This is a genomic window from Corynebacterium sanguinis, from assembly GCF_007641235.1.
GTDB classification, from domain to species: Bacteria; Actinomycetota; Actinomycetes; order Mycobacteriales; family Mycobacteriaceae; genus Corynebacterium; species Corynebacterium sanguinis.
Map to the genome: position 1 here is coordinate 1,993,988 of NZ_CP038157.1, position 25,306 is coordinate 2,019,293.

The 25,306-nt window shown below is 64.8% G+C and carries 26 protein-coding genes and 2 pseudogenes; 7 read left to right on the plus strand and 21 right to left on the minus strand.

Annotated elements, in window-relative coordinates; genetic code table 11:
* Positions 1–11 precede the first annotated feature (11 nt).
* The 15 genes from E3227_RS09645 to infC form a co-directional block, all read right to left on the minus strand.
* On the minus strand, positions 12–197 hold the full coding sequence (locus E3227_RS09645; protein WP_181730025.1) for a Trm112 family protein: 186 nt from the start codon (positions 195–197) through the stop codon (positions 12–14).
* Between the two features lie 5 nt (positions 198–202).
* A complete protein-coding gene (argH, locus tag E3227_RS09650) occupies positions 203–1,639 on the minus strand; it encodes an argininosuccinate lyase (RefSeq protein WP_144318310.1) in 1,437 nt (478 codons plus the stop codon).
* 15 nt (positions 1,640–1,654) lie between these two features.
* Positions 1,655–2,857: an argininosuccinate synthase gene (locus E3227_RS09655; protein ID WP_136651828.1), complete on the minus strand. Its 1,203-nt coding sequence runs from the start codon at positions 2,855–2,857 to the stop codon at positions 1,655–1,657.
* Between the two features lie 79 nt (positions 2,858–2,936).
* Positions 2,937–3,428, minus strand: a complete 492-nt coding sequence (locus tag E3227_RS09660; RefSeq protein WP_144318311.1) for an arginine repressor — start codon at positions 3,426–3,428, stop codon at positions 2,937–2,939.
* Positions 3,428–4,366, minus strand: coding sequence for an ornithine carbamoyltransferase (gene argF, locus E3227_RS09665; protein WP_136651826.1), 939 nt, complete (start codon positions 4,364–4,366; stop codon positions 3,428–3,430). The genes E3227_RS09660 and argF overlap by 1 nt, the downstream gene beginning before the upstream one ends.
* Complete coding sequence (locus tag E3227_RS09670; protein WP_144318312.1) at positions 4,366–5,547, minus strand: acetylornithine transaminase; 1,182 nt, start codon at positions 5,545–5,547, stop codon at positions 4,366–4,368. Before E3227_RS09670 ends, argF begins: the two co-directional genes overlap by 1 nt.
* A complete protein-coding gene (argB, locus tag E3227_RS09675) occupies positions 5,544–6,485 on the minus strand; it encodes an acetylglutamate kinase (protein WP_136651824.1) in 942 nt (313 codons plus the stop codon). Before argB ends, E3227_RS09670 begins: the two co-directional genes overlap by 4 nt.
* 13 nt (positions 6,486–6,498) lie before the next feature.
* A complete protein-coding gene (argJ, locus tag E3227_RS09680; RefSeq protein WP_144318313.1) occupies positions 6,499–7,671 on the minus strand; it encodes a bifunctional glutamate N-acetyltransferase/amino-acid acetyltransferase ArgJ in 1,173 nt (390 codons plus the stop codon).
* A 20-nt stretch (positions 7,672–7,691) separates the two neighbouring features.
* Positions 7,692–8,735 (minus strand): N-acetyl-gamma-glutamyl-phosphate reductase, encoded by a 1,044-nt coding sequence (argC, locus tag E3227_RS09685; RefSeq protein WP_144318314.1) that lies wholly within the window; start codon positions 8,733–8,735, stop codon positions 7,692–7,694.
* Between the two features lie 36 nt (positions 8,736–8,771).
* The gene (gene pheT / locus E3227_RS09690; RefSeq protein ID WP_144318315.1) at positions 8,772–11,279 is read right to left on the minus strand and encodes a phenylalanine--tRNA ligase subunit beta; all 2,508 of its coding nucleotides are present in this window, start codon (positions 11,277–11,279) and stop codon (positions 8,772–8,774) included.
* 45 nt (positions 11,280–11,324) lie between these two features.
* Positions 11,325–12,374 carry a phenylalanine--tRNA ligase subunit alpha gene (gene pheS, locus E3227_RS09695; protein WP_144318316.1) on the minus strand — a complete coding sequence of 350 codons (1,050 nt, stop codon included), beginning with the start codon at positions 12,372–12,374 and terminating at the stop codon, positions 11,325–11,327.
* 37 nt (positions 12,375–12,411) lie between these two features.
* On the minus strand, positions 12,412–13,233 hold the full coding sequence (locus E3227_RS09700) for a TrmH family RNA methyltransferase (RefSeq protein ID WP_144318317.1): 822 nt from the start codon (positions 13,231–13,233) through the stop codon (positions 12,412–12,414).
* 100 nt (positions 13,234–13,333) lie between these two features.
* The gene (gene rplT / locus E3227_RS09705) at positions 13,334–13,720 is read right to left on the minus strand and encodes a 50S ribosomal protein L20 (RefSeq protein WP_136651818.1); all 387 of its coding nucleotides are present in this window, start codon (positions 13,718–13,720) and stop codon (positions 13,334–13,336) included.
* A 62-nt stretch (positions 13,721–13,782) separates the two neighbouring features.
* Positions 13,783–13,977: a 50S ribosomal protein L35 gene (gene rpmI, locus E3227_RS09710; RefSeq protein WP_006840931.1), complete on the minus strand. Its 195-nt coding sequence runs from the start codon at positions 13,975–13,977 to the stop codon at positions 13,783–13,785.
* Between the two features lie 32 nt (positions 13,978–14,009).
* The gene (gene infC, locus E3227_RS09715) at positions 14,010–14,531 is read right to left on the minus strand and encodes a translation initiation factor IF-3 (protein ID WP_144318318.1); all 522 of its coding nucleotides are present in this window, start codon (positions 14,529–14,531) and stop codon (positions 14,010–14,012) included.
* A gap of 316 nt (positions 14,532–14,847) precedes the next feature.
* Here infC and E3227_RS09720 point away from each other — a divergent pair, with 316 nt between their 5' ends.
* The 7 genes and pseudogenes from E3227_RS09720 to E3227_RS09750 form a co-directional block, all read left to right on the plus strand.
* Positions 14,848–15,954, plus strand: coding sequence for a sensor histidine kinase (locus tag E3227_RS09720; protein WP_246062675.1), 1,107 nt, complete (start codon positions 14,848–14,850; stop codon positions 15,952–15,954).
* Between the two features lie 92 nt (positions 15,955–16,046).
* Positions 16,047–16,241, plus strand: a complete 195-nt coding sequence (locus tag E3227_RS09725; protein ID WP_144318319.1) for a hypothetical protein — start codon at positions 16,047–16,049, stop codon at positions 16,239–16,241.
* Between the two features lie 19 nt (positions 16,242–16,260).
* Complete coding sequence (locus E3227_RS11845; RefSeq protein ID WP_311197389.1) at positions 16,261–16,692, plus strand: response regulator; 432 nt, start codon at positions 16,261–16,263, stop codon at positions 16,690–16,692.
* Positions 16,693–16,728: 36 nt separating this feature from the next.
* The gene (locus tag E3227_RS11850) at positions 16,729–16,926 is read left to right on the plus strand and encodes a response regulator transcription factor (RefSeq protein ID WP_311197388.1); all 198 of its coding nucleotides are present in this window, start codon (positions 16,729–16,731) and stop codon (positions 16,924–16,926) included.
* Positions 16,927–17,170: 244 nt separating this feature from the next.
* Positions 17,171–18,087, plus strand: a pseudogene (locus E3227_RS11745) (IS3 family transposase); the annotation flags it as partial.
* Between the two features lie 73 nt (positions 18,088–18,160).
* Positions 18,161–19,579: an IS30 family transposase gene (locus E3227_RS09745; protein WP_136653470.1), complete on the plus strand. Its 1,419-nt coding sequence runs from the start codon at positions 18,161–18,163 to the stop codon at positions 19,577–19,579.
* 4 nt (positions 19,580–19,583) lie between these two features.
* Positions 19,584–19,877 (plus strand): annotated as a pseudogene (locus E3227_RS09750) (integrase core domain-containing protein); the annotation flags it as partial.
* On the opposite strand, the gene E3227_RS09755 reads toward E3227_RS09750, so the two are convergent.
* The 6 genes from E3227_RS09755 to uvrA all read right to left on the minus strand — a co-directional run bounded on the left by E3227_RS09755 (position 19,806) and on the right by uvrA (position 25,245).
* Positions 19,806–20,393 (minus strand): hypothetical protein, encoded by a 588-nt coding sequence (locus E3227_RS09755; protein ID WP_211346227.1) that lies wholly within the window; start codon positions 20,391–20,393, stop codon positions 19,806–19,808. The pseudogene E3227_RS09750 and the gene E3227_RS09755 sit on opposite strands and share 72 nt — an antisense overlap.
* Entirely contained in the window at positions 20,393–20,965 is a 573-nt protein-coding gene (locus E3227_RS09760; protein ID WP_136651271.1) for a hypothetical protein, read from the minus strand. Before E3227_RS09760 ends, E3227_RS09755 begins: the two co-directional genes overlap by 1 nt.
* 31 nt (positions 20,966–20,996) lie before the next feature.
* Positions 20,997–21,392, minus strand: a complete 396-nt coding sequence (locus E3227_RS11855) for a hypothetical protein (RefSeq protein ID WP_311197384.1) — start codon at positions 21,390–21,392, stop codon at positions 20,997–20,999.
* 15 nt (positions 21,393–21,407) lie between these two features.
* Positions 21,408–21,566, minus strand: a complete 159-nt coding sequence (locus tag E3227_RS11860) for a hypothetical protein (RefSeq protein WP_259811705.1) — start codon at positions 21,564–21,566, stop codon at positions 21,408–21,410.
* Complete coding sequence (locus E3227_RS11865) at positions 21,563–22,219, minus strand: hypothetical protein (protein WP_311197385.1); 657 nt, start codon at positions 22,217–22,219, stop codon at positions 21,563–21,565. The genes E3227_RS11860 and E3227_RS11865 overlap by 4 nt, the downstream gene beginning before the upstream one ends.
* 170 nt (positions 22,220–22,389) lie before the next feature.
* Positions 22,390–25,245: an excinuclease ABC subunit UvrA gene (gene uvrA / locus E3227_RS09770; protein WP_136651272.1), complete on the minus strand. Its 2,856-nt coding sequence runs from the start codon at positions 25,243–25,245 to the stop codon at positions 22,390–22,392.
* Positions 25,246–25,306: the final 61 nt, after the last annotated feature.

Consider the following 25,306-nt stretch of genomic DNA (forward strand, 5'->3'; position numbering starts at 1 on the left):
TGCGGCCGCGCTTAGCGGGCCGGGTACGTTTGGGCTTCGTCGATAAGCAGGACCGGGATGCCGTCGTCAATGCGATAGGCAACCCCCAGACGCTCGTTGACGAGCAGCTGCTCGGCGTCCTTGTAGACGAGTGGCCCCTTGTCCTGCGGGCACGCGAGGACGTCGAGAAGCTTGGGATCGAGACTCATGGCCGTCATCCTACTTAAAAGTCGCGCACTGGGGCCTGGGCCCACTGGCGGTGGTCGCGCGCGGCGTCGACGACTCGCTGCCGCTGCTCCTCCACCCGTGGCCTCGCTGTTCCCCCGCGGGTGCTGCGCGAGGCAACCGCCCCGTCGATGGTCAGCACCTCGCGGACCTCGGGCTTAAGCCGCGTGTCGACGCTCGCAAGCTCCTGATCCGTCAGCTCATCGAGGCCCACTCCCCTGGACTCGGCAAGGCGAACGCACGCTCCGGAAGCCTCGTGCGCCTCGCGGAACGGCACGCCCTGGCGCACCATCCACTCCGCCAGGTCGGTGGCGAGGGTGTAGCCGGCAGGCGCTAGCTCGCGCATCCGCTCCTCGTGGAAGGTCAGGGTGGACACCAGCCCGGTCAGCGCGGGCAATAGCAGCCGAAGCTGGGCCACGGAGTCGATCACCGGCTCCTTGTCTTCCTGCAGGTCACGGTTGTACGCGAGCGGCATCGCCTTGAGCGTCGCCATCAATCCGGCGAGGTTGCCAATGAGGCGACCGGACTTGCCGCGCGCGAGCTCGGCGACGTCGGGGTTTTTCTTCTGAGGCATGATGGAGGATCCGGTGGACCAGGCGTCGTCAAGCGTGACGTAACCAAACTCCGGGGTCGACCACGCGATGATCTCCTCCGACAGGCGCGAGATGTCAACGGCGATCTGAGCCAAGACGAACGCGGTCTCCGCGGCGAAATCGCGTGACGACGTCCCGTCCAGCGAGTTGTCACACGCGTCAGCGAAACCAAGCTCCTTGGCAACGGCCTCCGGATCCAGAGCGAGCGAGGACCCCGCCAGAGCACCCGAGCCGTAGGGCGAGATAGCTAGGCGCTTGTCCAGGTCGCGGATGCGCTCTAGGTCGCGCAGCAGGGGCTGTGCGTGAGCCAGCAGCGAGTGCGCGAGCAGGATCGGCTGCGCCGCCTGGAAGTGGGTCTTGCCCGGCATGATGGCATCGGGGTGAGCCGCTGCCTGGTCACTCAGCGCGTTGATCAGGTCTACGATCTCGAGCGCTATGTCGCGAACCGCGTCGCGGCACCACATCCGGAACATCGCCGCGACCTGGTCGTTGCGTGAGCGTCCAGCGCGCAGGCGGCCGCCCACCTCGGGCCCGACGCGGTCAATCAAGCCGCGCTCCATCGCGCCGTGGACATCCTCATCCGTCGGCAGCGGCCCGAACGAACCGTTGGCCACGTCGCGGCCGAGATCGTCGAGACCGTCGAGCATCGTGCCCAAGTCGCGATCGGACAGCAGGCCTGCGCGGTGGAGCACCTTGGCGTGCGCTTTCGATGCGAGAACGTCGTAGGGGGCGAGCACCCAGTCGAACTGAGTGGACACGGAAAGCGCAAACATCGCATCCGACGGGCCGCCGGAGAACCGGCCTCCCCAGAGGGCACCCTCGTTGGTCTTGTGCTGCTGCATCAACGCGCGCTTCCCCTACTTCCCGGCTTCGCGGTCGCGCTTGTTGGCGATCTGCGAGGACAGCCCGTGCAGGCGGACGAAGCCCTTGGCCAGGGTCTGGTCGAAGGTGTCTCCGGTGTCGTAGGTGGCCAGGTTGAAATCGTAGAGCGAGTGGTTGGAGCGTCGCCCGTTGACCGTTGCCGTGCCGGAGCTGAGCACCATGCGGATATCGCCGGTGACGTGCTCCTGGGTGGACTCGATAAACGCGTCCAGGGAGCGCTTCAGCGGGCCGAACCACAGGCCGTCGTAGACCTCCTCGGACCAGCGGGCGTCGATAAGCCGCTTGTAGCGCGCGAGCTCGCGCTCGACGGTGACGTCCTCAAGCGCCTTGTGGGCGGTGATCAGCGTCAGCGCGCCCGGCGCCTCGTAGACCTCGCGGGACTTGATGCCCACGAGGCGGTCCTCGACCATGTCGAGGCGGCCGATGCCCTGGGCGCCGGCGCGGCGGTTGAGCTCCTCGATGGCCTCGAGCACGGTGACCTGGCGGCCGTCGATGGCCACGGGCTTGCCGGACTCAAAGGAGATGATGACCTCGTCAGGGGCGTTACCGATCGCCGGGTCCTCGGTGTAGGCGTAGAGGTCCTTGGTCGGCGGGTTCCACAGGTCCTCGAGGAAGCCGGTTTCCACCGCGCGGCCCCACACGTTCTGGTCGATGGAGAACGGCGACGCCGCGGACTGCTCGATCGGCAGGTCCTTGGCCTCGGCGTACTCAATCGCCTTGTCGCGGGTCCAGGCGTAGTCGCGCGCGGGTGCAACGATCTCCAGGTCCGGGTCCTGGTTGAGGAAGCCGACCTCGAAGCGAACCTGGTCGTTGCCCTTGCCGGTGCAGCCGTGGGCGACGTGGGTGCCGCCGTGCTGCTGCGCGGCCTCGACGAGGTGCTTCACAATCAGCGGCCGCGAGATTGCGGAAACCAGCGGGTACTCGTTCATGTACAGGCCGTTGGCCTTGATCGTCGGCAGGCAGTACTCGTCGGCGAACTCATCTTTGGCGTCAATCACGATCGACTCAGCCGCGCCACAGTCCAACGCGCGCTGGCGCACGGATTCCATGTCCTCGCCGCCCTGTCCGAGATCGAGGGCAACGGCGATGACCTCGCCGCCGATCATCTCACCGAGGTACGGGATGGCGACCGAGGTATCGAGGCCGCCCGAGTATGCGAGCACAACGCGGTTAGTCATGAGCTGAAATCTCCTTGTGATAGTTAAAGCTTTTTGTTTAGGTTACCCGCCGCCCAGACACGGGCGGCGCGGCGGGAGCCTAGATGGCTCCGCCGGGGATAAAGAGCATCTCTGCGAGGTCTTTGCCGGCCGCAGGTTCGCGGGCGAGAACGAAGATCGTGTCGTCTCCCGCGATGCTGCCGGCGACCTGTTCGAGGCCGACGCGGTCGATGTAGCTGGCCAGATACTGCGCGGCCCCCGGCGGGGTGCGCAGCACGGCCATCGGGCCGGAGTGGTCGACGGAGACGACGAGCTCTTCGATCATCCGCCGCAGCTTCTCGCGCGGGCCGGTGACGGTGTCACCCATCGCGTCGTGAAGCGAGCTGACCACGTAGAACGCTCTACCACCGTCGGAGGGCCGGATCTTTCGGGCGCCGAGCTCGTCGAGGTCGCGAGACAGAGTGGCCTGGGTGATATCGATGCCTTCGTCGTTGAGCAGCTCCGAGAGCTGCACCTGCGAGAACACGCGGGCCGTGCCGAGGATCTCCATGATCCTGGCCTGGCGCGCGGTGCGTGATACCGGTATCGCCATTACTGGTTCTCCAGCAACCACACCAGCAGGGCTTTCTGCGCGTGAAGCCGGTTTTCTGCTTCGTCGAACACGCGGGAGGCGGGACCATCGATGACCCCCGCCGTGACCTCGTTGCCGCGGTACGCGGGCAGGCAGTGCAGGAAGATCGCGCCCTCGCCCGCCCGATCCATCACGTCTTGGGTGACCTGGTACGGCAGGAACGGGGTACGGCGGTCCTTGCCGTCGTTTTCCATTCCCATGGACACCCACGTGTCCGTGATCACGACATCCGCCCCAGCGACGGCCTCTAGATCCGAGGTAATGCTCACCGTCGCCCCGGTTTCGGCGGCGCGAGTCTGCGCCCGGTCGATGAACTCCTGGCGCGGCAGGAACCCTTCGGGCCCAACAATCGCGATGTCCATGCCGGCGGTGGCGAAACCAATCATGTAGGAATTGGCCATGTTGTTGTCGCCATCGCCGAGGTAGACGGCCTTCTTGCCGCGCAGGCCCGCCGCGCCCTCGTCCGGGCAGAGGTTTTCAATGCAGGTTTGGAGATCGGCCAGGATCTGGCACGGGTGCAGGTCGTCGGATAGCGCGTTGACGATGGGAACCGTCGCCGTCTCTGCCATCGCGAGCAGGTTGGAGTGGGCGTAAGTCCGCCACACGATCGCCTCGACGTAGCGCGACAGCACAGCGGCGGTGTCCTGGTAGGTCTCGCCCTTGCCCATCTGCGAGCTGCCCGTCTCGGTGACAATGGCGTGCCCGCCAAGCTGCGCGATGCCCGCATCGAAGGAGAAGCGCGTGCGTGTCGACGTCTTGTCAAACAGCACGGCCACCGAAAGCGGGCCCTCGAGCGGGCGCCGCGATAGAGGTTCGCGCTTGAGCTGCGCGGCGAGTGCCAGCACCTCCGCCTGCTCGGCGGGCGTGAGGTCGTCGTCGGCGAGGAAGTGTCGGGTCATCAGTGTGTGTCTCCTTCGGTAGCGGCGGCGATCGAGGCCGCGATGCGGCTGGTGGCCTCGCGGATCTCGTCGTCAGTGATCACCAGTGGCGGGGTCAGGCGCAGCACGCTTGACGACGGCGCGTTGAGGATCACGCCGTGCTCAAATCCGGCGGCGACCGTCTCCTTCGCGATCTCGCGCTCCAGCACGACGCCGAGCATCAGCCCCCGCCCGCGCACGGATTCCACGCCGTCGACGTCGGACACCAGCTCGCGCAGAAGCGCTCCCTTGCGCGCCACATCGGCGATGAAGGCGTCGTCCACGACGTCTAGAACAGCCAGCGCGGCGGCGCAGGCCACCGGGTTTCCGCCGAACGTCGTGCCGTGCGAGCCTGGTTGAAACAGCGCCGCGGCGCGGCTGCGGGCGATGGTGGCGCCGATGGGCAGTCCCCCGCCCAGGCCCTTGGCCATGGTGATCACGTCGGGAACCACGCAGGCGTGCTCGAAGGCGAAGAACGTGCCCGTGCGGCCGACACCGGTCTGTACCTCATCGGTAACCATGAGGATGCCGTGGTCGTCGCATAGCTCTCGCACGCCTTCGAGGAAGCCTTCGGGCGCGGGAATAACCCCCGTCTCGCCCTGCACCGGTTCTAGAAAGATCGCGGCGGTGTTCGCCGGGTCCATCTCCACGAGCGTGCGCAGGTAGTCGATGTCGCCGTAGGGGTACAACTCCACGCCGGCGGGCAGCGGCTCGAAGGGCGCGCGTTTCGCCGGCTGGCCCGTGAGCGCCAGCGAGCCCATCGTGCGGCCGTGGAAACCGTTGTGCGCGGCCAGCACCCGGCGGCGGCCAGTCAAGCGCGCAAGCTTGAACGCTGCCTCGTTTGCCTCTCCGCCCGAGTTGCAGAAGAAGACGCGCGCGCTGTCGTCGTCAAGCTTGGCCTTCAACCGCTGCCCGAGCTCCACCACGGGCTGGGAGGCGAAGAGGTTGGACACGTGGCCGAGGCTGGAGATTTGCCGGGTGACGGCGTCGATCACCGCTGGGTGGGCGTGGCCGAGCGCGTTGACGGCGATGCCGGCGAGCATGTCAATGTGGCTGCGGCCCGCGGCGTCGGTGACGACCGCGCCGCGTCCGGAGGCGAGCTCAATCGGCGGCGTGCCGTAGTTGTTCATCAGGGCGTCGCCCCAGTTGTCTAGCGCGCTCATTGCACGTCCTTCCTGAAAACAGTGCCCGCGGGGTAGGTAGCGGCGTCGTAGTCGTTCGGCAGGACCATCGTGCCGATCCCGCCCATGGTCAGAAGCTCGAGAATCACCGAGTGCGCGATGCGCCCGTCGATGACGTGGGCGGCCTTGACTCCCCCGCGCACCGCCGTGATGCACGCCTGCATCTTCGGGATCATCCCGGAGTCGAGCCCGGGCATCAGCGCCTCCAAGTCGCCCAGCTCGAGCTTGGACACCAGCGAGTCCTTATTCGGCCAGTCGGTGTACAGGCCTTCGACGTTCGTGAGCACGACCAGGCGCTCCGCGCCGATCGCGGCGGCCAGCTCGCCGGCAGCTTCGTCGGCGTTGATGTTGTAGACGTTTCCGTCGTCACCCGGGGCGATGCCACTGACCACCGGGATGCGACCCGCCTCGACGATGTCCATCACGGCGGACGGGTCGACGTCGACAATCGTGCCCACCAGCCCGATGTCGAGCTGCTCGCCGTCGCGCTCGATGAAGCGCTTCTTGGCACGGAACAGGCCGGCGTCCTCACCGGAGGTGCCCACGGCATAGGGGCCGTAGGAGTTGATCTTGCCCAGCAGGTCGCGCCCCACCTGGCCGAACAGCACCATACGGACCACGTCGAGGATCTCCGGAGTGGTGACGCGGAAGCCACCAACGAAGTCGCCTCCTTCCAGCCCGAGCCGGGCCAGCATGGCGGAGATCTGCGGGCCGCCGCCGTGGACCACCACGGGCTTCGCGCCGACGGTGCGCAGAAAGACCATGTCGGCGGCGAATGCGGCCTTGAGCGACTCGTCGATCATGGCGTTGCCGCCGTACTTGACCACCACGATTTTGTCGCGGTAGTGCTGAAGCCACGGCAGCGCCTCGGCGAGGACGTAGGCGCGATCAGCGTTGCTTAAGCTGCGGGTAGGTGACACGTTGTTGCCCCTCTTAGGTGCTGTATGCGGAGTTGATTTCGACGTAGGCGTGCGACAGGTCCGTCGTGCGCACGGTCGCGGTGCCGGGCCCGCCGGTGCCCAGGTCAACGCGCACGTCGACGTCAGGGCCGGAAAGATCCACCTCGCGCGCCCCTTGCGCACCCGTGGAGTCGACGCACACCGCCTGCGAGTTGAAGTAGACGGAGATGCGCTCCGGATCCATATCGGCCTCCGCCATTCCCACGGCGGCGAGGACGCGGCCCCAGTTCGGGTCGGAGCCGAACATGGCGCACTTGAACAGGTTGTCCCGGCCCAGCGTGCGCGCGGCGTTGAGCGCCTGCTCGTCGCTGGTGGTGCCCTCGACCGTGATGGTGACTCGCTTGGTCACGCCCTCGGCGTCGGCCTGCATCTGCGCGGCGATGGACTCGCATACTTCGAGCACCGCGGCGTCGAGCTCCTCCTGGCTGGGGGTGATCCCGCTGGCGCCTGAGGCGAGCACGATCACGGTGTCGTTGGTGGAGGTCGACCCGTCGATATCGAGGGTGTCGAAGGTGACCTTGGAGGCCTTCTTCAAGGAGTCGGCGAGGGCCTGCGAGCTTGCCGACGCATCCGTGGTCACGCACACCAGCATCGTGGCGAGCGAGGGGGCCATCATGCCCACCCCTTTGCCCATCGCCCCGACGGACCACCCGTCGCGCTCAGCGACGGCCTGCTTCGAAACCGTATCCGTGGTCATGATCGCCTCGGCGGCGGCCGGTCCCCCGTCGAGGCCACCGGTCTCCGCGTGCGCGGCGAGCTGCTCGATGCCGGCGCGAATCTTGTCCATCGGGAGAAGGTCGCCGATCAGTCCGGTGGAGCACACCGCGACGTCGGCCGCGTCGATGCCGAGCGCACGGCCCACCAGCTCGGCCTCTTCCCTGGCGTCACGGTCGCCCTGCGGCCCGTTGCACGCGTTAGCGTTGCCGGAGTTGAACACAACGGCCTTGAGCATGCCGTCGGCCACGGCCTCGCGCGAGACCTTCACAGGCGAGGCGACGACGCGGTTGCGCGTGAACACGGCTGCAGCGCCGAACTCGGGGCCCTCGTTGATCACCAGTGCCATGTCGGGCTTGCCCGACGCCTTGATGCCGGCCGTGGTGGCCGTGGCGCGAAAACCGCGCGGGGTGGTTATTCCCGTAGTTGTCATGGTGGGGGTCGTTTCTTTCGTTAGGGCGCGACAGCAGCGGTTGGCAGCCCGGCTGCCTCGTCCCACCCCAGCGCGATGTTCATGCACTGCACGGCGGCGCCAGCAGTGCCCTTGGTCAGGTTGTCGATCGCCGAGGTGATCAGCAGCTTGCCGGCTGCCTCGTCCACCTCAACTTGGATGTGACACATGTTGGTGCCTACGACGTTCTGGGTCTGCGGCTGGATCCCGGCCGGCAGAACCCAGACGAACTGCTCGTCGGCGTAGAACTCCGTAAACGCCTCGTGGGCGGACTCCGTGGTCACGCCCTCGCGCAGCGGCGCCGTAATAGTGGTGAGGATTCCGCGCGGCAGCGGTGCGAGCACCGGGGTGAAGCTCACCCGCACGTCTTCACCCGTGACCTCCCGGATGTTCTGGGCGATCTCCGGGGTGTGGCGGTGCCGACCCGCGGTGTTGTACGCCTTGAGCGAGCCCATGGTTTCAGAGCCCAGCAGGGACACCGCGGCCTTCTTGCCCGCACCGGACACACCGGTGATGGACACGATGCTTAAGTCCGGTTCAACCAGCCCGCGGGCGATCGCGGGAAGGGCGCCCAGCGTAGCCCCCGTGGGAAAGCAGCCGGGCACTGCGACGCGGCGCGTACCTGCGAGAAGCTCGCGACGGCCCGGGATCTCCGGGATGCCGTAGGGCCAGCTCCCGGCGTGGTCGTTGCCGTAGTACTTCACCCAATCGGCTTCGTTGGTCAGCCGGAAGTCAGCCGCGCAGTCGAGCACGAGCGTGTCCTCCGGCAACTGCGTTGCAATTTCGGCGGAGTAGCCGTGCGGCAGGGCGAGGAAGACAACGTCATGGCCTTCGAGGTTGTCCGGCGTGGTCTTCATGATCATGCGATCCGCCAAGGAGGGCAGGTTGGGCATGAGCGCCGAGACCTTCTGACCCGAGTTACTATTGGCGGTCAGCGCGCCAATCTCGAATTCACCGTTGTGGTAGGCGGGATGGTTGAGAAGAAGCCGGAGGATTTCCCCTCCGGCGTATCCCGTGGCACCTGCCACTGCTACTCTGTGTGTCATAGACGCAGAATAGCAAAATATGCGCTCGGCAGCAAATTATACACGCATCTGCGCGCCGAACCTCTGCTGCGCGACACCCGCCGCCGCGAGCCGCGCCTGCGAGGCCTCATCTTCGGTCAACGTGCGATCAGGGGCGCGGAACACCAAACCGAACGCGAGCGACTTCTTGCCCTCGCCGAGGTGCTCCGAGCGGTAGACGTCGAAAAGCTTCACGCTTTCCACAAGCTCGCCCGCACCCTCTTCGACCGCGCGGCGCACATCCTCGGCCGCCACGCCATCATCTACGACGAGCGCGATGTCCTGGTTCAACGCCGGGAAAGACGACAGCACGGGCGCCGGCAGCACCTCATCGAGCGGCAGGGCTGCCAGGTCAATCTCCATCGCGCACGTCCGCGCCGGCAGCTCGAGCGCCTCGAGGATCTCCGGGTGCAGCTCACCGGCAAAGCCGACGGTGACGTCCCCAACCTTCAGCGCAGCGCAGCGGCCCGGGTGCCACGGCAGCTCGGCCGCGGCCTCCACGCGCAGATCGACCCCGGCGGCGCGGGCCACGACGCGGGCGGACTCAATGGCGTCGGCCCACGTGTAGTCGCGGCCAGCGCCTAAGGGACCCGCGTGCTCCCACTGCCCCGCCGCCACCGTCGCGGCGTGCAGGTGCTGCTTCGGCAGAGAGTCGACGAGCTCGCGAATCGTCTCCTCGCTCGGCCGCGCCAACACGCTCGGCATCGGCGAGGACTCCGCTCGCTCTACCGCGACCTGCGCCACCGAGTACAGCGCCAGGTCGCGCCGGCCGCGCGCGACGTTGCGCCCGACCGCCTCCAGCATCGACGGCAACACCGTCGTGCCGATGAGCCCATAGTCCTTATCCAACGGGTTTTGCACGCGCACCGCTTTGCGACGCTCATCATCAGCCGCCAGCCCCCACACGTCGAACGTGTCGTTGGCAATGAACGGCGTCGGGATGACCTCCACGTAGCCCGAATACGCCAGGGCGTGCGTGACGGCGCGGCGGCGGCGCTGCAGCGGTGACAACCCGCGGCCACCGCGCGGGGCGGGAAGGATCAGCGGGATCTCGTCGAGCCCCTCGAGCCTGACGATCTCCTCAATCAAATCCACCGGCACGCTCAAGTCGGTGCGCCACGTCGGCGGATACACGGTCAGCGTCTCGCCGTCGCCCTCGACGCGGCAGCCGACCTCCTCGAGGCGGCGCACGACCGTGGCGCGCGAGTAGTCAACGCCGATGATCGCACCCGGGCGCGAGACCTCCATCTCAATCGCCGGGCGCTCCTGCACATCGCCCACGAGCGTTCGCTTGTCGACGACCTCACCACCAGCAAACTCCACCAAGAGAGCGCACGCCACATCGAGGGCGACCTCGACCAGGGCGGGGTCGACGCCGCGCTCGAAGCGTCGAGAAGCTTCCGAGCTCAACTTGTGGTGGCGTGCCGAGCGCGCGACCGTCAGCGCGTCCCACGTGGCGGCCTCGAAGTAGACGTTAGTGGTCCTATCCGAGATCTCGGAGGTCGTGCCGCCCATGATCGCGGCGAGCGACTGGATGCCGTTGTCGTCGGAGATGACCACGTCGTTCGGGGTCAGGGTGCGCTTCGCGTGATCGAGAGTCTCGAAGGTCTCGCCGCCGCTCGCGTTGTGCACGCGGAGGTTGCCGGCGACCTTGTCGGCGTCGAACGCGTGCATCGGCTGGCCGAGCAGCAGCATGACGTAGTTGGTTACATCCGTCGCGGCGTTAACGGAACGCACGCCGGACAGCATGAGGATGCGCTTGAGCCAGAACGGCGCCTGAGCCTTCGGGTCAATGCCCTCAACCTTGCGCAGGCCGAACCGCTGGGCCTTGGTTGACTCTTCGAGCGTGATGTCGATCAGCGCGCCGGTGGGGGCGGGAACGCGTGAGAGATCGATCCCCGCAACCGCCGGGTCGGTGGCGATATCGCGGTAGGCCAGGTCGAACGCGGCCGCCACCTCGCGGGTCAGGCCGCGCGCGGACAGGGCGTAACCGCGGTCCGGGGTGATATTGACCTCGAAGACGGTATCGGGCCCGCCAAGGACATCGCGCGCGTCCTCGCCCGGGCGCGCCGCGCCCTCTTCCAGCACGATGATGCCGTCGCTCTTCGCCGTGAACCCGAGCTCGGCTTCCGAGGCCATCATGCCATTGGAGATCTTGCCGTAGGTCTCGCGCGCGGCAATCGCGAACCCTCCCGGCAGGACGGCTCCCGGCAGCGACACCACAACGAGGTCGCCCTCGCTAAAGTTGCGCGCGCCGCAGACGATGCCCTGCGGCTCGCCGGTGCCGTTCGCCTCACCGACGTCGACCTGGCAGTAGCGGATCGGCTTCTTGAAGCCCTCGAGCTCCTCGATCTCCAGAACGCGGCCAATGACGAGCGGCCCGGTCGTCTCCGGCAGCGGCTCGAAGCCCTCCGTTTCAAAACCGACCCGCACGAAGCCGGCGTCGAGTTCCTCGGGCGACACCGACCAGTTGTCGTTTCCGGCGGCGCGCAGAAGCGTGGTAATCCACTGTTGGGAAATCAGCATTGTCTGCTCCTCGTTCGTCTTTTCTTCGCTGTCTTCGGTTACCTTCTACGCCTGCACGCCGAACGGCAGGGTGAAACGGACATCGCCCTCGACCATGTCGCGCATGTCCGAGAGCCCGTTGCGGAACTGCAGCGTGCGCTCCAGCCCCATGCCGAACGCGAAACCGGAATACTCCTGCGGGTCGATGCCGACTGCGCGCAGCACGTTCGGGTTGACCATGCCGCAACCGCCCCACTCGATCCATCCGGCACCGCCCTTCTTGTTGGCGAACCAGACGTCCACCTCGGCCGAGGGCTCGGTGAACGGGAAGTAGTTCGTGCGCATGCGCGTCTTCGCTTCCGGGCCGAAGAGCACCTTCGCCAGGTGGTCGAGGGTGCCGCGCAGGTGGGCCATGGTCAGGCCCTTGTCCACGGCGAGGCCCTCGACCTGGTGGAAGACCGGGGTGTGGGTCGCGTCGAGCTCGTCGGTGCGGAACACCCGGCCCGGGCACGCGATGTAGACGGGAACGTCGCGCTCCAAAAGGGTGCGGACCTGTACTGGCGAGGTGTGGGTGCGCAGCACCTGGCGCGAGCCCTCAGTGCCGATGTAGAAGGTGTCCTGCAGCGTACGCGCGGGGTGGTCCGGGATGAAGTTCAGCGCGTCGAAGTTGAAGTACTCCGCCTCGACCTCCGGGCCCTCGGCAACCTCCCAGCCCATCCCGAGGAAGATGTCGGCGATGTGCTCGGACAGGGCGGTGATCGGGTGCATCGCGCCGGTCTGGTGGCGCGTCGTGGACACCGTGACATCGACCTTCTCGTCCTTCAGGCGCTGCTCGCGGTACTCCGCCTCGCACACCTCACGCACCTGCGCATACGCCATTTCGACGCGCCCACGAGCCATGTTGACCAGCCGGCCCGTGTCTTTGCGCTGGTCCTTCGGCAGCTGCCCTAGCGCGCGGCGGGCCTGCGGAATAAACGCCTGCTCACCTAGGTGCGCGCGGTGCGCCTCCTCCAGCGTCGCGAGGTCGCTCGCCTGCTCAAAGGCGGCGATCGCAGCGTCGGCGGCGGCGTTCAGCGAGTTCTCGGACAGGTCTACAGACTCAGGATTGGCGGACACACTCGTCCCTTCTTAGGTCGACGGCTAAAACCGTTGTTTAGCTTACCTGCGGTCCCGACAACGCCTTCGAGGACTCCCACATGCACATCGCCGCGGCGGTCGCGATGTTCAGCGACTCGGCGTGGCCGCGGATGGGGATGGAGACGCGGTGGTCGGCGGCGTCGATAAGCTCCTGCGGCAATCCGTGGGCCTCGTTGCCGAACAGCCAGGCCGTCGGTTGCGCCACAACCTCCTGGGCGTCGTCGAGGCTGACCTCACCGCCCATTGTTGTCGCCGCGAGACTCAGACCGGCCGCGCGCAGCTGGCCGATGACGTCCGAGACGTTGCGCTCGCGCGCGACAGGCAAGTGGAAAATCGACCCAGCCGAGGCGCGAACCGCCTTGCTTGACTCGGGGTCGACGGTATCGCCGGCGAAGATCACTGCGTCCGCGCCGCACACGTCCGCAATGCGGATCAGCGTCCCGGCGTTTCCCGGGTCGTTGGTTTCCACGCACACCGCGACCAGCCGCGGGCCGCCGCGCAGAGCCTTGCCGACGGACCACAGCACCGGCGTGCACACCGCGAAGATACCCGTCGTGCTGACGGTGTCCGCCAGGTGGCGGGCAGCCGCGTCGGTAATCGCGTGCGCGTAAACGTCCATGTACTCCGCTGTGGTGAGGATCTCCGCGAACTCCACGGCCGCGGACTCGGTGACAAACACGTCCGTCGCTGCGCCCGTGGCCACGGCCGCCTCCACCGAGTTCGCTCCCTCGACGATGAAGCGCCCCGCCTTCTTGCGCGCCGCCGCGCGGTGCAGCTTCGCCGCGTTGACGACGCGCGGGGTGCGTTCCGTAAAAGCCTGAGTGAAGTCGAGTGCCATGGGCATTAACAGTACAGAAGCCGACACAGCACGAAACCCGCCGCGGCGCGTTCCTGTTGAAGGGAAGGCGCCGGGCGGGCGTCGTTTAAGCGAAATGCTCTTACGCGGCGTTGACCGGAGCGTTAACGTCCTCCGGGAGGGCGTTCTTCGCGACCTCGCAGATGGCGGAGAAGGTAGCGAAGTCGTTGACGGCGAGATCGGCGAGGATCTTGCGGTCGACCTCAACCTCAGCCAGCTTCAGACCGTGGATGAGGCGGTTGTAGGTGATGTCGTTCATGCGGGCTGCAGCGTTGATGCGCTGGATCCACAGCTTGCGGAACTCGCTCTTGCGCTTGCGGCGGTCGCGGTAAGCGTAGGTCTGGGAGTGCAGCCACTGCTCCTTCGCCTTGCGGTACAGGCGGGAACGCTGGCCGCGGTAGCCCTTGGCCGACTTGAGAATCGCGCGGCGCTTCTTCTTGGCGTTAACTGAGCGCTTGACACGTGCCATGAATCAATACTTCCTTGTCTTATCTGTGAAAAAGTTCTGGTTCTACGTGAGTGGCAGGTGACTTACGCCTTGCCGAGGAGGCGCTTCATGCGCTTGACGTCAGCCGGGGCGACGTCGGTGGTGCCGGACAGCTTGCGGCGGCGCTTCGAGGATAGGCCCTCGTTAAGGTGGCGCTTACCGGCCTGCTCGCGGCGCAGCTTGCCGGAACCGGAGATCTTGATGCGCTTGGCGGTGCCCTTGTGGGTCTTCTGCTTCATTGTGAAAGCCCTTCGAGTCGAAAACGAATTATCTACTTCTTAGCCTTGCGGGAGGGCCCGAAGACCATCGTCATGTTGCGGCCGTCCTGCTTCGGACGGGACTCCACTACACCGAGCTCGCCGATGTCGTCTGCGAGACGCTCGAGGAGGCGGTAGCCGAGCTCCGGTCGCGACTGCTCGCGGCCGCGGAACATGATGGTGACCTTGACCTTGTTGCCCTTCTCCAGGAAGCGCTCAACATTGGCCTTCTTAGTCAGGTAGTCGTGCTCATCGATCTTCGGTCGGAACTTCTGCTCCTTGACCACCGTCTGCTGCTGGTTCTTCCGGGCCTCGCGGGCCTTTTGATCCTGCTCGTACTTAAACTTGCCGTAGTCCATGATCTTGCACACCGGCGGCTTCGCGCTGGGAGCCACTTCGACAAGATCGAGGTCTGCTTCGTAAGCCAGCTTGCGGGCGTCGTCCGTACGGACAATGCCAACCTGCTCGCCGGAGGGACCGACGAGGCGAACTTCGGGAACGCGGATGCGTTCATTGATACGAGTGTCAGCGCTGATGAGAACTCCTAAGTCCTAGAAACAATGTTGATCGCTACCGAACCACCAGTGGCATGCGTCTCCCCCACACGAAAAAACCCGCGCCACCTAGATGAGGTGGTGCGGGAGCTCTTCCACACAGCACAGTGATAGATCGCTGCGCTACGCTTTACCCTTTACCAACCGGTTGACCGGCGGCCTGGGGTGGGAGTGACTCCACTTGCGGCTCGGGAACCACATAAATGTGACCCCAAGCGGTAGTGCACGCCACCTTATCACCCGTGGGTGCAATCAACCAAATCTGACTATTGCACGGCTAACGGCTACGCTACTGCGAGTGCAAGATTCTCCTGTTTCGAGCTCCAAGAACGTGAACTGGAAAATCGCCGCCCTCGGCGTCCTCGCGATTGTTCTCACCCTGGCCGTTACCCCTATGACGTGGCAGCAGCTGGCGGTGAACCTCACTGCGGTAGCCCTCCTGGCTTCCGCTCAGCGTTGGCCTATCGCTTCGGGAATTATCATGATCGGCCTCTTCATCTTTATTTCCGCAGCTGAAGAGGTTCGCAGTCTTACCATGATCCTTTCGGCCCCGTTTTTGGTATCTCTAGTTGCCATGGTCGGCAGGCCTAGAGCGGCTGCGGCGTTCGCGATTGCGATTGGGTACATTAGCGCAACCAGCCCCTTCACAGGCCGGTGGGTGCCCCATGACTTCACTGGTGTGGCGATATTTTTCGTCGCTCTAGCAGCGGGCTGGTGGGGCGGAATCTATCTTCGCCGATTACGCCTACAGCACGCCGCGAACCAACAGCGTCTCCGTGACGACATGGAGGAGCGCCGCGAACGCCTCGCCCAAGCGCTCCACGACTCGGTGGCGACGACTCTGACGTCTGTGGTGATGCGCGCTGAGACGCTCGCGCTGACCTCCTCGGGCAACGACGATGCCCGTGAAACCGCGGAAAACATCGCCGATGAAACCCGCCAGGCGATGCAGGATGTACGCCACCTGCTGCACTTCATGAAGGAGGACGATGGCGTCTCCCCCGCACCGTTGAACCGCACTATCGGCGAGCAGGTCCCCGTGACCACCCGCCTGCTGGAAAGCCACGGCTTCAAAGTCGAAGGAGCCGAGGCGGCGAAGGCGTGCCGATGGTCTTTCCCCCCTGGCTTCGAGCAGGTATTCACTGAGCTTTCCACGAACGCCATTAAATACGCCGAACCGGGCTCCGTCATCGAGCTGAAGATCCGCAAGACTGCGACGACCCTGAGCTGCAGCATGGCGAATTCCATGCGTCCCGGCAGGGGCCCATCTCACATGTCGTCTCGTCTCGGCCTACGAGAGTCGCGCGCACTCGTCGCCCGCCACAACGGGACTTTCAAAGCGAGCCGGGTTGGCGACCAATGGGTCGCGGAGTTCACGGTGCCCGAGCATTCCTTGCGACGCTAAACCCGAAAGGGTAGGTACTTTAGTACCCAATTTGCGTCGGGGACCCCCGAAAGTACTGAAGATGGGCCAAGATACAATGTGTTCATCACCGATTGAAAGGAACCGCTATTAAGCGTCGTTTCGCAGCCTCCCTCGCCGCCACCGCACTCTCGATCACGGCTCTGACCGGTATCGTCGCAACTCCCGCTGCTCAAGCAGTTACTGCGGGCGGGTCCACCTACACCACATACTCCGCGATTACTGACATCTTTTCCTGCAAGTACTACCCGACCCGCCCGTGGTGCTAAGCGTTTATGCTCTCACAGCATGACTGAGCCAATCCACATCCTGCTCGTAGATGACAACCCGCTCGTCCTGAGCTCGTTTCGTCACTACTTCAACAGCACTGACGACATCGTCGTGGTCGCAGAGGCATCGAACGGCGAGGAAGCCCTCGCCCGCCTTCGCGAGCACGACGTTGACGTAATTTTGGCAGATATTCACATGCCAACGATGGACGGCCCGACGCTGTTTGAAAACATCAACAAGCTCGACAGCCGCCCCATCTTCATAACCGTGACGGCGTTCGATTCGGACCGGACGATGATGCGCATCATCCGTCTCGGCGGTGCCGGCTACGTGCTCAAGAGCGAAAAGCCGCAGGTGCTTATCGACGCCGTCCGCGCTGCCACCGACGGCGGCATGGTGGTCTCGCCGCAGGCGATGACCAGGCTGGCGACGCACCTGAAAGACGATTAGAACACCGACACCTACGTTGACCCGATCAGCGAGGCGATGAAGCTGCAGTCCCTGAGCAAGTCGGAGCGCAAGGTGCTCGTCCTGCTGTGCCAGGGCATGTCCAACTCGGAGATCGCCCAGGATCTCGCGTACTCGGAATCCACAATCAAAAAGTACGTCTCCAACATCATGGACCAGTTCGGTGCGACCTCGAGGCTCAATCTCGTTGTCAAGGTGCTCAACGCCGAGTACTAGTTTTCCACTGCACAAATGAAAGAGGGCGCTCCGGCATGGTGCCGGAGCGCCCCCTTTGCTTTCGCTTAGCCGAAGACGGGTGCTTCGTCCTCGCGCAGCTCGGAGTAGCGCGACTCCGGGATGGTCGCCGAGTACGGCTTGCCTTCAGCCACCCACTGCTGGTCTTCCGAACAACGGACCTGACCCCTTGTTGGTGGACATAGGCTAGCCCCGGTTGACAGCCGGAGGAGGGTAGTCTCAGTTCATGCCTCGTAAGTCCTATACTGAGGAGTTCAAGCGCGACGCGGTCGCGATGTATGAAGACACAGACGGTGTGTCTCTTAATTCGGTTGCTCATGATCTCGGTGTTAACCGTGGCAGTCTCGCTGCCTGGGTCAAGCGCTATGGCACGGGCAAAAAAGCCCGCGCGATTGATGCTGCAGCTCGAGCCCGGACATCATCGGATTTAGAGCGGATCCGACAACTCGAGAAGCAGAACCGGCTTGTTCAAGAAGAGCGAGACATCCTTCGCAAGGCGGCGCAGTATTTTGCGAAAGAGATGGGCTTGTGATCCGCTTCAAGTTCATCCGGGACCATCGCACCGAGTATCCGGTCAAGCGGATGTGCCACGTGCTGAAGGTGCGGCGATCTTCCTATTACAAGTGGAAAAACACACAGGCCGCGCGCCGCCAGAAGGTTCTTGACGATGCTGTTGTCGGTGCTCGTATCCGCACTGTGTTCCGTGAGGAACACGGACTCTACGGAGCTAAGCGCATCGCCGCGGCGTTGAACGATCCTGATTCGGGGGCGCATGCGGTGGTCAATCACAAACGCGTTGCACGCATCATGAAGACTATGGGCATCCAGGGGTTCGAGAAGAAACGTCGCGTGCGCACCACCGTGGCAGATGCTGGCCGTGGTGTCTTTCCAGATCTTGTTTGCAGGCAGTTTCATGCCCCGGCGCCGAATCGCGTGCTCGTCGGCGACATTACCTACCTGCCGGTATCCGGTGGCGGCAATATGTATCTTGCCACCGTGATCGATTGTTATTCCCGCAGGCTGGTGGGATTTTCTATTGCTGACCACATGCGCGTCGATCTGGTTATCGATGCGCTGGACTCAGCACAGCGCGCCCGAGGCAGTCTGAAAGGAGCGATTTTTCATTCAGATCACGGCAGTGTCGGCGGATTCAACTGGTCGTCGCAACACCTTGAGGTGAGAAAGGTGTTCAAGGATGGCGACCAAGGACTGGAGCATGAAGACCAGCGAGGTCCCGGAGGGGATGCGGCGGCAGTGGCGCGCGGACCGGGCGTTGCGGCCAGCAATGCGCTCTCCGGGCAGACCGCAGCCATCGAGGGCGGTGCAGCGACAATTCTGGCGCCTGATCGCGGCCGGGGTCACGACAGCGGAGGCAGCGCTGGCGGTGGGGGTGTCGGTGCCGGTCGGATCACGGTGGTTCCGTCACGCTGGCGGTATGCCACCGCTGACGTTGACGGAGCCAACTGGTCGTTATCTCAGTTTCGAGGAGCGAGAGGAGATCGCGATCTTGCGTGCTCAGGGACGCGGTGTCCGGTCGATCGCGCGTACCCTTGGGCGGGATCCGGGCACGATCAGTCGGGAGTTGCGCCGCAACGCTGCTACCCGCAGCGGGAAGCTGGAGTATCGCGCCACGGTGGCCCAATGGAAAGCCCAAGAGGCCGCGAAACGACCCAAGACCGCGAAGCTGGTGGCCAACCTGCGGCTTCGCGACTATGTCCAGGACAGACTCTCTGGGAAGGTCACTGGCCCGGACGGGACGCCGGTGGAAGGGCCGGTCACGCCGACGTGGAAGGGGTTGAACAAGCCTCGTCGGCAAGATCGACGGTGGGCCACCAGTTGGAGCCCGGAGCAGATCAGTCACCGCTTGAAGCTGGATTTCCCTGATGATGAGTCAATGCGTATCAGTCATGAGGCGATCTACCAGGCGTTGTTCATCGAAGGCCGCGGCGCGCTGAAGCGTGAGCTGGTGGCTTGCCTGCGAACGGGCAGGGCGTTGCGACAGCCCCGTGAGCGTTCCCGGAACAAACCCGGCGGTCATGTCGGCGCCGAGGTCGTGATCAGCCAACGCCCCGCAGAAGCCGCTGATCGCGCTGTTCCAGGACACTGGGAAGGTGACCTGGTCATCGGGACCGGCCGCTCTGCGATCGGGACCTTGGTCGAGCGTCGCAGCCGCGCGACGATCCTGGTCCGCTTGCCCCGCCTCGACGGCTGGGGCGAGCACCCTCCGGTTAAGAACGGCCCCGCGCTGGGCGGCTACGGTGCAGTCGCGATGAACGCGGCTCTGGCCGCTGCGATCACGACCCTGCCCCAGCAGTTACGCAAGACGATCACCTGGGACCGCGGCAAGGAACTATCAGGACATGCCGCGTTCACTCTTGAGACTGGCACCAAGGTGTTCTTCGCTGATCCGCACTCCCCGTGGCAACGGCCCACCAACGAGAACACCAACGGCCTGCTACGTCAGTACTTCCCCAAGGGCACCGACCTGTCCCGCTGGAGCGCAGACGACCTCGAAGCGGTGGCCCACACCCTCAACAACAGACCCCGCAAGACCCTCGGCTGGAAGACCCCCGCCGAAGTCTTCGGTGAAGCACTACAATCCCTGAAACAGGCCGGTGTTGCAACCACCGGTTGAACCTGCCGTCTATACCTCGAAGGCATTTAGCTCACGATGCACGATGCTAGGGGTGACCCAATCGATGGCAGCGGTGGGAACCAGCGCAGACAACGCGCTAGCGGAGTCGTTCAACGCGACATTGAAACGCGAGGTGCTGCAAAACCGGAAATGCTTCGACTCACTGCTGCACGCCAGACGGGACGTCTTCGCGTGGTGTGTGCGCTACAACCAGAAGCGCAGACACTCATGGTGCGATTATCTGTCGCCCCTCGAGTTCGAAAACCGCACCTGCGGTAAACTCACCTTGACCGCATAAGTTCAATTCCCTGTGTCCACTTTCCAGGGGTCGGGCCCAACGGACGTTTTGCGCGTTAGTATCGAGCATCATGAAACCCCAGACCAGCTTGCCCTGGCGGCCGGGACCGAGCACGTAGGGGCCGACAGTCTGGCCGACCGACCAGTGCTGAACCCGCACGTAGTTCAGCCCGTAGGCCGTCGCTAAGTAGCGCTCGATCTCGCCTTTCGGGGTGATCGTCGCTGAAATCTCCAGGGTGGACGTGCGCGCCTCGGTGACCTTGTGCGTGACGGGCACGGGGATGGTGTTGCGGTTTGCCACGCTCGCCGCGTCGGTCTGTTCGAACCAGCGCCGCTGCGCGGTGACGTAGATCCCGCCCTGCCCTGGGGTCGCGCACCTAGTTCCGGGCTTGTAATCATCGTTCCATCGCTGCGGCAGGATGTACTCCGCCGGCGCGGAGGTCTCCGCGTGTGCGGCGGGTGCGGCGGCTAGCGCGACCGTGAGCGCGGTGATGGCGGAAGCGAGACGGCGGCGCATTAGCTGAACCGGATGTTGTCGCGGGTGCTGATCTCGACGGGGCGCTCAGCCGGCAGGGTCGCCGTGAAGGTCTGGCCCGTGCCGTGCCAGGTGCGGTCCTGGCCGCAGACAGTCTTCTCTCCCGAGAAATCAGAGACGACCCAGCCGGCGCGCATGACGGCGGTGGTGCCCGGTGCGATGTCGTACGGGCCGACAACCTCACCGACCTCGTAGGACGAGGACTTGGAGTAGCTGGTGGAGAACGAGATCTTGATCAGGTCGAGAATCGGGAAGTCGATGCCTGCGGAAACCTTCCACTCGTTGGACTTCTTCTCCGTGATCGTGCGTGTCAGCGGGAACGGCGTGGAGTTGTAGTTGGATACAGTCCACGTACCGGCGGAGGCATCAAAGTAGGTGCGGTCGATGCGGATGGTTTGGCCGCGGTCGCCGGGGTTCGCGCAGACCGCGCCGATCGTCGTCGGGTTGGCCGTGCCCATGTCGCGGACAGGAAGGGCGTTGGCGGGAGAAGCGGTGATGCCAGCGGCTGTCGCGAGGACGACTGCCGACGCTGCGGCGCGTGCGAAAATAGACATGTGTGGGGGCTCCTTAAGAGGGTGTGACTGGTTAGTAGAGGGTTTGGGTAGGAACACGCAGGTGCGCCCACTCGCTTGGGGTGACATCTTGAGTGCGGACGCTGCCATCGGGTGAGGTGATCGTCGCCTCGGCCCAGAATCCAGCGGGCGCGGTCGCCACCGGCTTCTGAGCGACCCGGTCGTACTTGCGGTTCGCTCCCGAGGTCCCGCACGAGTACTCCGAGTACTGCACGCGCATCATCGTGGTGCCGTACTCAACGCGCACGCGTTCGCCGGGCTGGAGGACTACCTGGTTCAAGGCGGTGCCGACGGGCATGTACGCGCGCTGGACGGCGCCGACTGACTCGAGCCAACCGGCGGACAGGCGGCCGCCGTTGCCGCGGTAGTTCATCTCTCCGTTGAACTTGGCGCCGACGACGTGATCCACGATCGGGGTGTACGTCTACTCGCCGTCGGACCAGTTCAAGAAGTCCTGGGAGTAGCCGGGCTTACGGAACGTCGGCGCGATCCCCGACAACTCGTGCGGGTACCACAGCGGAATCGCCGCGTCGCAACACGAGCCGAAGGCGGGCCAGCTTGCGTCGCGCTGCGGAGTGGTCACGGGGTTAACCACCCGGTCGTTGCGCGGGTCGGCGATCTTCTCCAGGCTCGGCCCCGTAATCGTGTTGTACGGCTTGTCGATGGGCTTGCTGTTGGCGCCCTGTGCGCGGGCAGGAACCTGCAGTGCCTGCTGATCGACGGTGCCGTCAGCGCGGATGATGTGCGCAAACGCGTACCGCTCTGCGGGACCGGTGCCTCGGCAGCCATGTTCTGGTAGAACCCGCCCTGGCAGGTGACCATCATCGAGATATAGTCTTTTTCCAGCACGCCGAACTCGACACGGAAGGTTTCACCCGGGGCGAGTTTGATCGGGCCAAACGTCTCCCCCTGCACCCAGCCATTGTCGGTGGTCAAGCCGATGTCGGAGCGGGCGGTCGTGCTCCACCCCGACGGCAGCTCCGCGCGAGAGTTCGCCGAGATCACGTGGTTGGTTCCGCTCTCCACCTCGGCCGTGTAATCCACTGATTGGCTCGTCGTGTTTTTAAACTCAAGCACACCATCGCTCAGGTAACGACGGGCGGTCTCGCCGTAGTGCCACTGCGGGTAGCCCTGCGGCATCGGGGGGATATCAGCGGCGGATGCGGGGACGGGCCCGAGCGCGACTGTGGCCGAGGCCGCGGTCAGCACCGCGATAATGGCTGCCTTGATATTCATAGTGCCCTTTGGTTGCCGGAATAAGACTTTTCAAAGAGTACGAATAAGAGGCTTGCCGCGGAAGCACTGAGAGGAGCCTTGGGACGAAAGTAGATCGGGCCAAAGCCGCGCAACGTGGAGCTTTGTTACGCGGCGTCTACTTTCGTCTCCACCCTTTGGGGGTGGCCGCCCTACGAGCCCAGAATGTTCGCTAGGAATTGGCCGGTAAAGGACTCTTCGACGGCCGCGACGTCCTCCGGGGTGCCCTCGGCTACGACGTTGCCGCCGCCCGAGCCGCCCTCCGGACCCATGTCGATAATCCAGTCGGCGGACTTGATCACATCCAAGTTGTGCTCAATAACAAGCACCGTGTTGCCCTTGTCCACCAGGCCACCCAGCACCATCATGAGTTTGCGGATGTCCTCAAAGTGCAGGCCCGTGGTGGGCTCGTCGAGGATGTAGATCGTGCGGCCATTGGAACGCTTCTGAAGCTCCGCGGCCAGCTTGACGCGCTGCGCCTCACCGCCGGAGAGCGTGGTGGCGGCTTGGCCGAGGCGGACGTAGCCCAGGCCGACGTCGACAAGCGTGCTCAAGTAGCGGTGGATGGACGTGATCGGCTCGAAGAACTCGGCGCCCTCAGAGATGGGCATGTCGAGCACCTCTGCGATGTTCTTGCCCTTGAAGCGCACCTCGAGCGTTTCGCGGTTGTAGCGCGCGCCCTCGCACACCTCACAAGGGACGTAGACGTCCGGCAGGAAGTTCATCTCGATCTTGATCGTTCCGTCGCCGTGGCACGCCTCGCAGCGCCCGCCCTTGACGTTGAAGGAGAACCGGCCCGCCTTGTAGCCGCGGACCTTCGCCTCTTGGGTTTCGGCGAAGAGGTTGCGGATCTTGTCGAAGACACCAGTGTAGGTCGCCGGGTTCGAGCGCGGGGTGCGGCCAATCGGGCTCTGGTCGACCTGCACCAGCTTGTCCAGGTGGTCGATGCCCTCAACCTTCTTTACCCGACCCGGCACCTGGCGGGCGCCGTTGAGCTGGTTCTGCAGAGTCTTCGCCAGGATCTGGTTAACCAGGGTCGACTTGCCCGATCCGGACACCCCGGTCACCGCGACGAGGACGCCCAGCGGAATGCTGACGCTGACGTTGTCCAGGTTGTTCTCGCGCGCGCCGACGACCTTGAGCATGCGCGACTTATCAATCGGGCGTCGCTCGGCCGGCACCGCGATCTCCTTGCGCTTGGACAGGTAGTCGCCGGTGATGGAGTTCTTCGCCTTCAGGATCCCGGCGGGCTCGCCCTGGTAGACAATCTCGCCGCCGTACTCACCGGCGCGCGGTCCGACGTCGACAAGCCAGTCGGCCTCGTTGATGGTGTCCTCATCGTGCTCGACCACGATCAGCGTGTTGCCCAGGTCGCGCAGCTTCTTTAGCGTGCGGATCAAGCGCAGGTTGTCGCGCTGGTGCAGGCCAATCGACGGCTCGTCAAGGACGTAGAGCACGCCCGCGAGCCCCGAGCCGATCTGGGTTGCCAGGCGGATGCGCTGGGCTTCGCCGCCCGACAGGGTGCCGGCGGAGCGCGACAGGGTGAGGTAGCTTAGGCCCACGTCGAGCAGGAAGCGCAGGCGCGCCTGGATCTCTCGCAGCACCGCGCCGGCGATCATTTCCTCGCGGTAGCCAAGCACGAGGTGATCCAGATACTCGGAGGCCTCCTCAATGGACAGCTCGGTCAGGCCGGCGATGGAGAGCTCGCCGTGGGTGGTCGAAGCAAGGCGAACCGCCAGGATCTCCGGCTTCAGGCGCGCGCCCTTACAGGTTGGGCAGGGAATCTCGCGGGTGTAGGCGAGCAGCCGGTCCTTCTGGTGCTCCGACTCGGCCTGCTCCAGCTTGCGTTCGAGGTAGCCGATCACGCCCTCGTAGGCGGCGGTGAACCCGCGCTGGCGGCCGTAGCGGTTCTTGTACTTGACGCTGACCTTTGTCGACGAGCCGTGGATCAGGTGCTTCTTCTGCGTCGCCGTCAGCGAGGAGAACGGGGCGTGCGCGTCGAACCCCTCCTCGCCCGCCAACGCCTCGATGAGCTTGACAAAGTAGCCCTTGTTCGGCGACGAGTTCCAGGGCTGGAACGCGTCGACGGCCGGGGCGTCCGGGTCGGGGACGACGAGGTCGATGTCGATTTCCTTGCGGGTGCCCAGGCCGTCGCACGCCGGGCAGGCACCGAAGGGGGCGTTGAACGAAAACGCGCGGGGTTCGTACTCCTCGACGTCGAGGCTGTGGCCGTTCGGGCAGGCCATCTTCTCCGAGAAGATGCGGTAGCGCTCGGGGTCGGATTCGTCGAGGTCGACGAACTCGACAGAGACGAGTCCATCGGCAAGCTTGAGCGCGGTCTCCACGGAGTCGGTCAGCCGCTGCTTCTGGCTCTCCTTGACCTGCAGGCGGTCGACGACGACGTCGATGGTGTGCTTGATCTGCTTCTCCAGCTTCGGCGGGTCAGAGAGCTGATGCGTCTCCCCGTCGACGGTGACGCGTGCGTAACCCTGAGCGGCGAGGTCCGCGAACAGGTCCACGAACTCGCCCTTGCGCTTGCGTACGATGGGTGCGAGGACCTGGAACTTGGTGCGCTCCTCGTGCTCGAGGATCTGGTCGACGATCTGCTGCGGGGTCTGGCGGCTGATCTCGGCATCGCACACGGGGCAATGCGGGGTGCCGGCGCGCGCGTAAAGCAGGCGCAGGTAGTCGTAGATTTCGGTGATGGTGCCCACGGTGGAGCGCGGGTTGCGGTTCGTGGACTTCTGGTCGATGGACACCGCCGGCGAGAGCCCATCGATGTAGTCGACGTCGGGCTTGTCCATCTGACCGAGGAACATGCGCGCGTACGAGGACAGCGATTCAACGTAACGGCGCTGGCCCTCCGCAAAGATCGTGTCAAAAGCCAGCGAGGACTTCCCCGAACCCGACAGCCCGGTGAACACGACCATCTTGTCGCGCGGCAGGTCAAGGTCAACGCCTTTGAGGTTGTGCTCGCGCGCGCCGCGCACGGTGAGACGGTCAGCCACCTTGTGTATTCCTCCGCTGTTCAAGTGGGTAAGCAACAGCCCCCGAACATACCAGCGATTG

Bases quoted from the DNA above. Each gene is read 5' to 3' on its own strand.
- argJ (WP_144318313.1), bottom strand. From the start codon at position 7,671: ATGACAACTACGGGAATAACCACCCCGCGCGGTTTTCGCGCCACGGCC.
- argC (WP_144318314.1), bottom strand. From the start codon at position 8,735: ATGACACACAGAGTAGCAGTGGCAGGTGCCACGGGATACGCCGGAGGG.
- pheT (WP_144318315.1), bottom strand. From the start codon at position 11,279: ATGCTGATTTCCCAACAGTGGATTACCACGCTTCTGCGCGCCGCCGGA.
- E3227_RS09645 (WP_181730025.1), bottom strand. From the start codon at position 197: ATGACGGCCATGAGTCTCGATCCCAAGCTTCTCGACGTCCTCGCGTGC.
- E3227_RS09755 (WP_211346227.1), bottom strand. From the start codon at position 20,393: ATGCGCCGCCGTCTCGCTTCCGCCATCACCGCGCTCACGGTCGCGCTA.
- rpmI (WP_006840931.1), bottom strand. From the start codon at position 13,977: ATGAAGCAGAAGACCCACAAGGGCACCGCCAAGCGCATCAAGATCTCC.
- E3227_RS11865 (WP_311197385.1), bottom strand. From the start codon at position 22,219: ATGAATATCAAGGCAGCCATTATCGCGGTGCTGACCGCGGCCTCGGCC.
- E3227_RS09760 (WP_136651271.1), bottom strand. From the start codon at position 20,965: ATGTCTATTTTCGCACGCGCCGCAGCGTCGGCAGTCGTCCTCGCGACA.
- E3227_RS11850 (WP_311197388.1), top strand. From the start codon at position 16,729: ATGAAGCTGCAGTCCCTGAGCAAGTCGGAGCGCAAGGTGCTCGTCCTG.
- argF (WP_136651826.1), bottom strand. From the start codon at position 4,366: ATGACCCGACACTTCCTCGCCGACGACGACCTCACGCCCGCCGAGCAG.
- rplT (WP_136651818.1), bottom strand. From the start codon at position 13,720: ATGGCACGTGTCAAGCGCTCAGTTAACGCCAAGAAGAAGCGCCGCGCG.
- E3227_RS11845 (WP_311197389.1), top strand. From the start codon at position 16,261: ATGACTGAGCCAATCCACATCCTGCTCGTAGATGACAACCCGCTCGTC.
- E3227_RS09655 (WP_136651828.1), bottom strand. From the start codon at position 2,857: ATGACTAACCGCGTTGTGCTCGCATACTCGGGCGGCCTCGATACCTCG.
- E3227_RS09660 (WP_144318311.1), bottom strand. From the start codon at position 3,428: ATGGCGATACCGGTATCACGCACCGCGCGCCAGGCCAGGATCATGGAG.
- E3227_RS09670 (WP_144318312.1), bottom strand. From the start codon at position 5,547: ATGAGCGCGCTAGACAACTGGGGCGACGCCCTGATGAACAACTACGGC.
- E3227_RS09700 (WP_144318317.1), bottom strand. From the start codon at position 13,233: ATGGCACTCGACTTCACTCAGGCTTTTACGGAACGCACCCCGCGCGTC.
- E3227_RS09745 (WP_136653470.1), top strand. From the start codon at position 18,161: ATGAAGACCAGCGAGGTCCCGGAGGGGATGCGGCGGCAGTGGCGCGCG.
- argH (WP_144318310.1), bottom strand. From the start codon at position 1,639: ATGCAGCAGCACAAGACCAACGAGGGTGCCCTCTGGGGAGGCCGGTTC.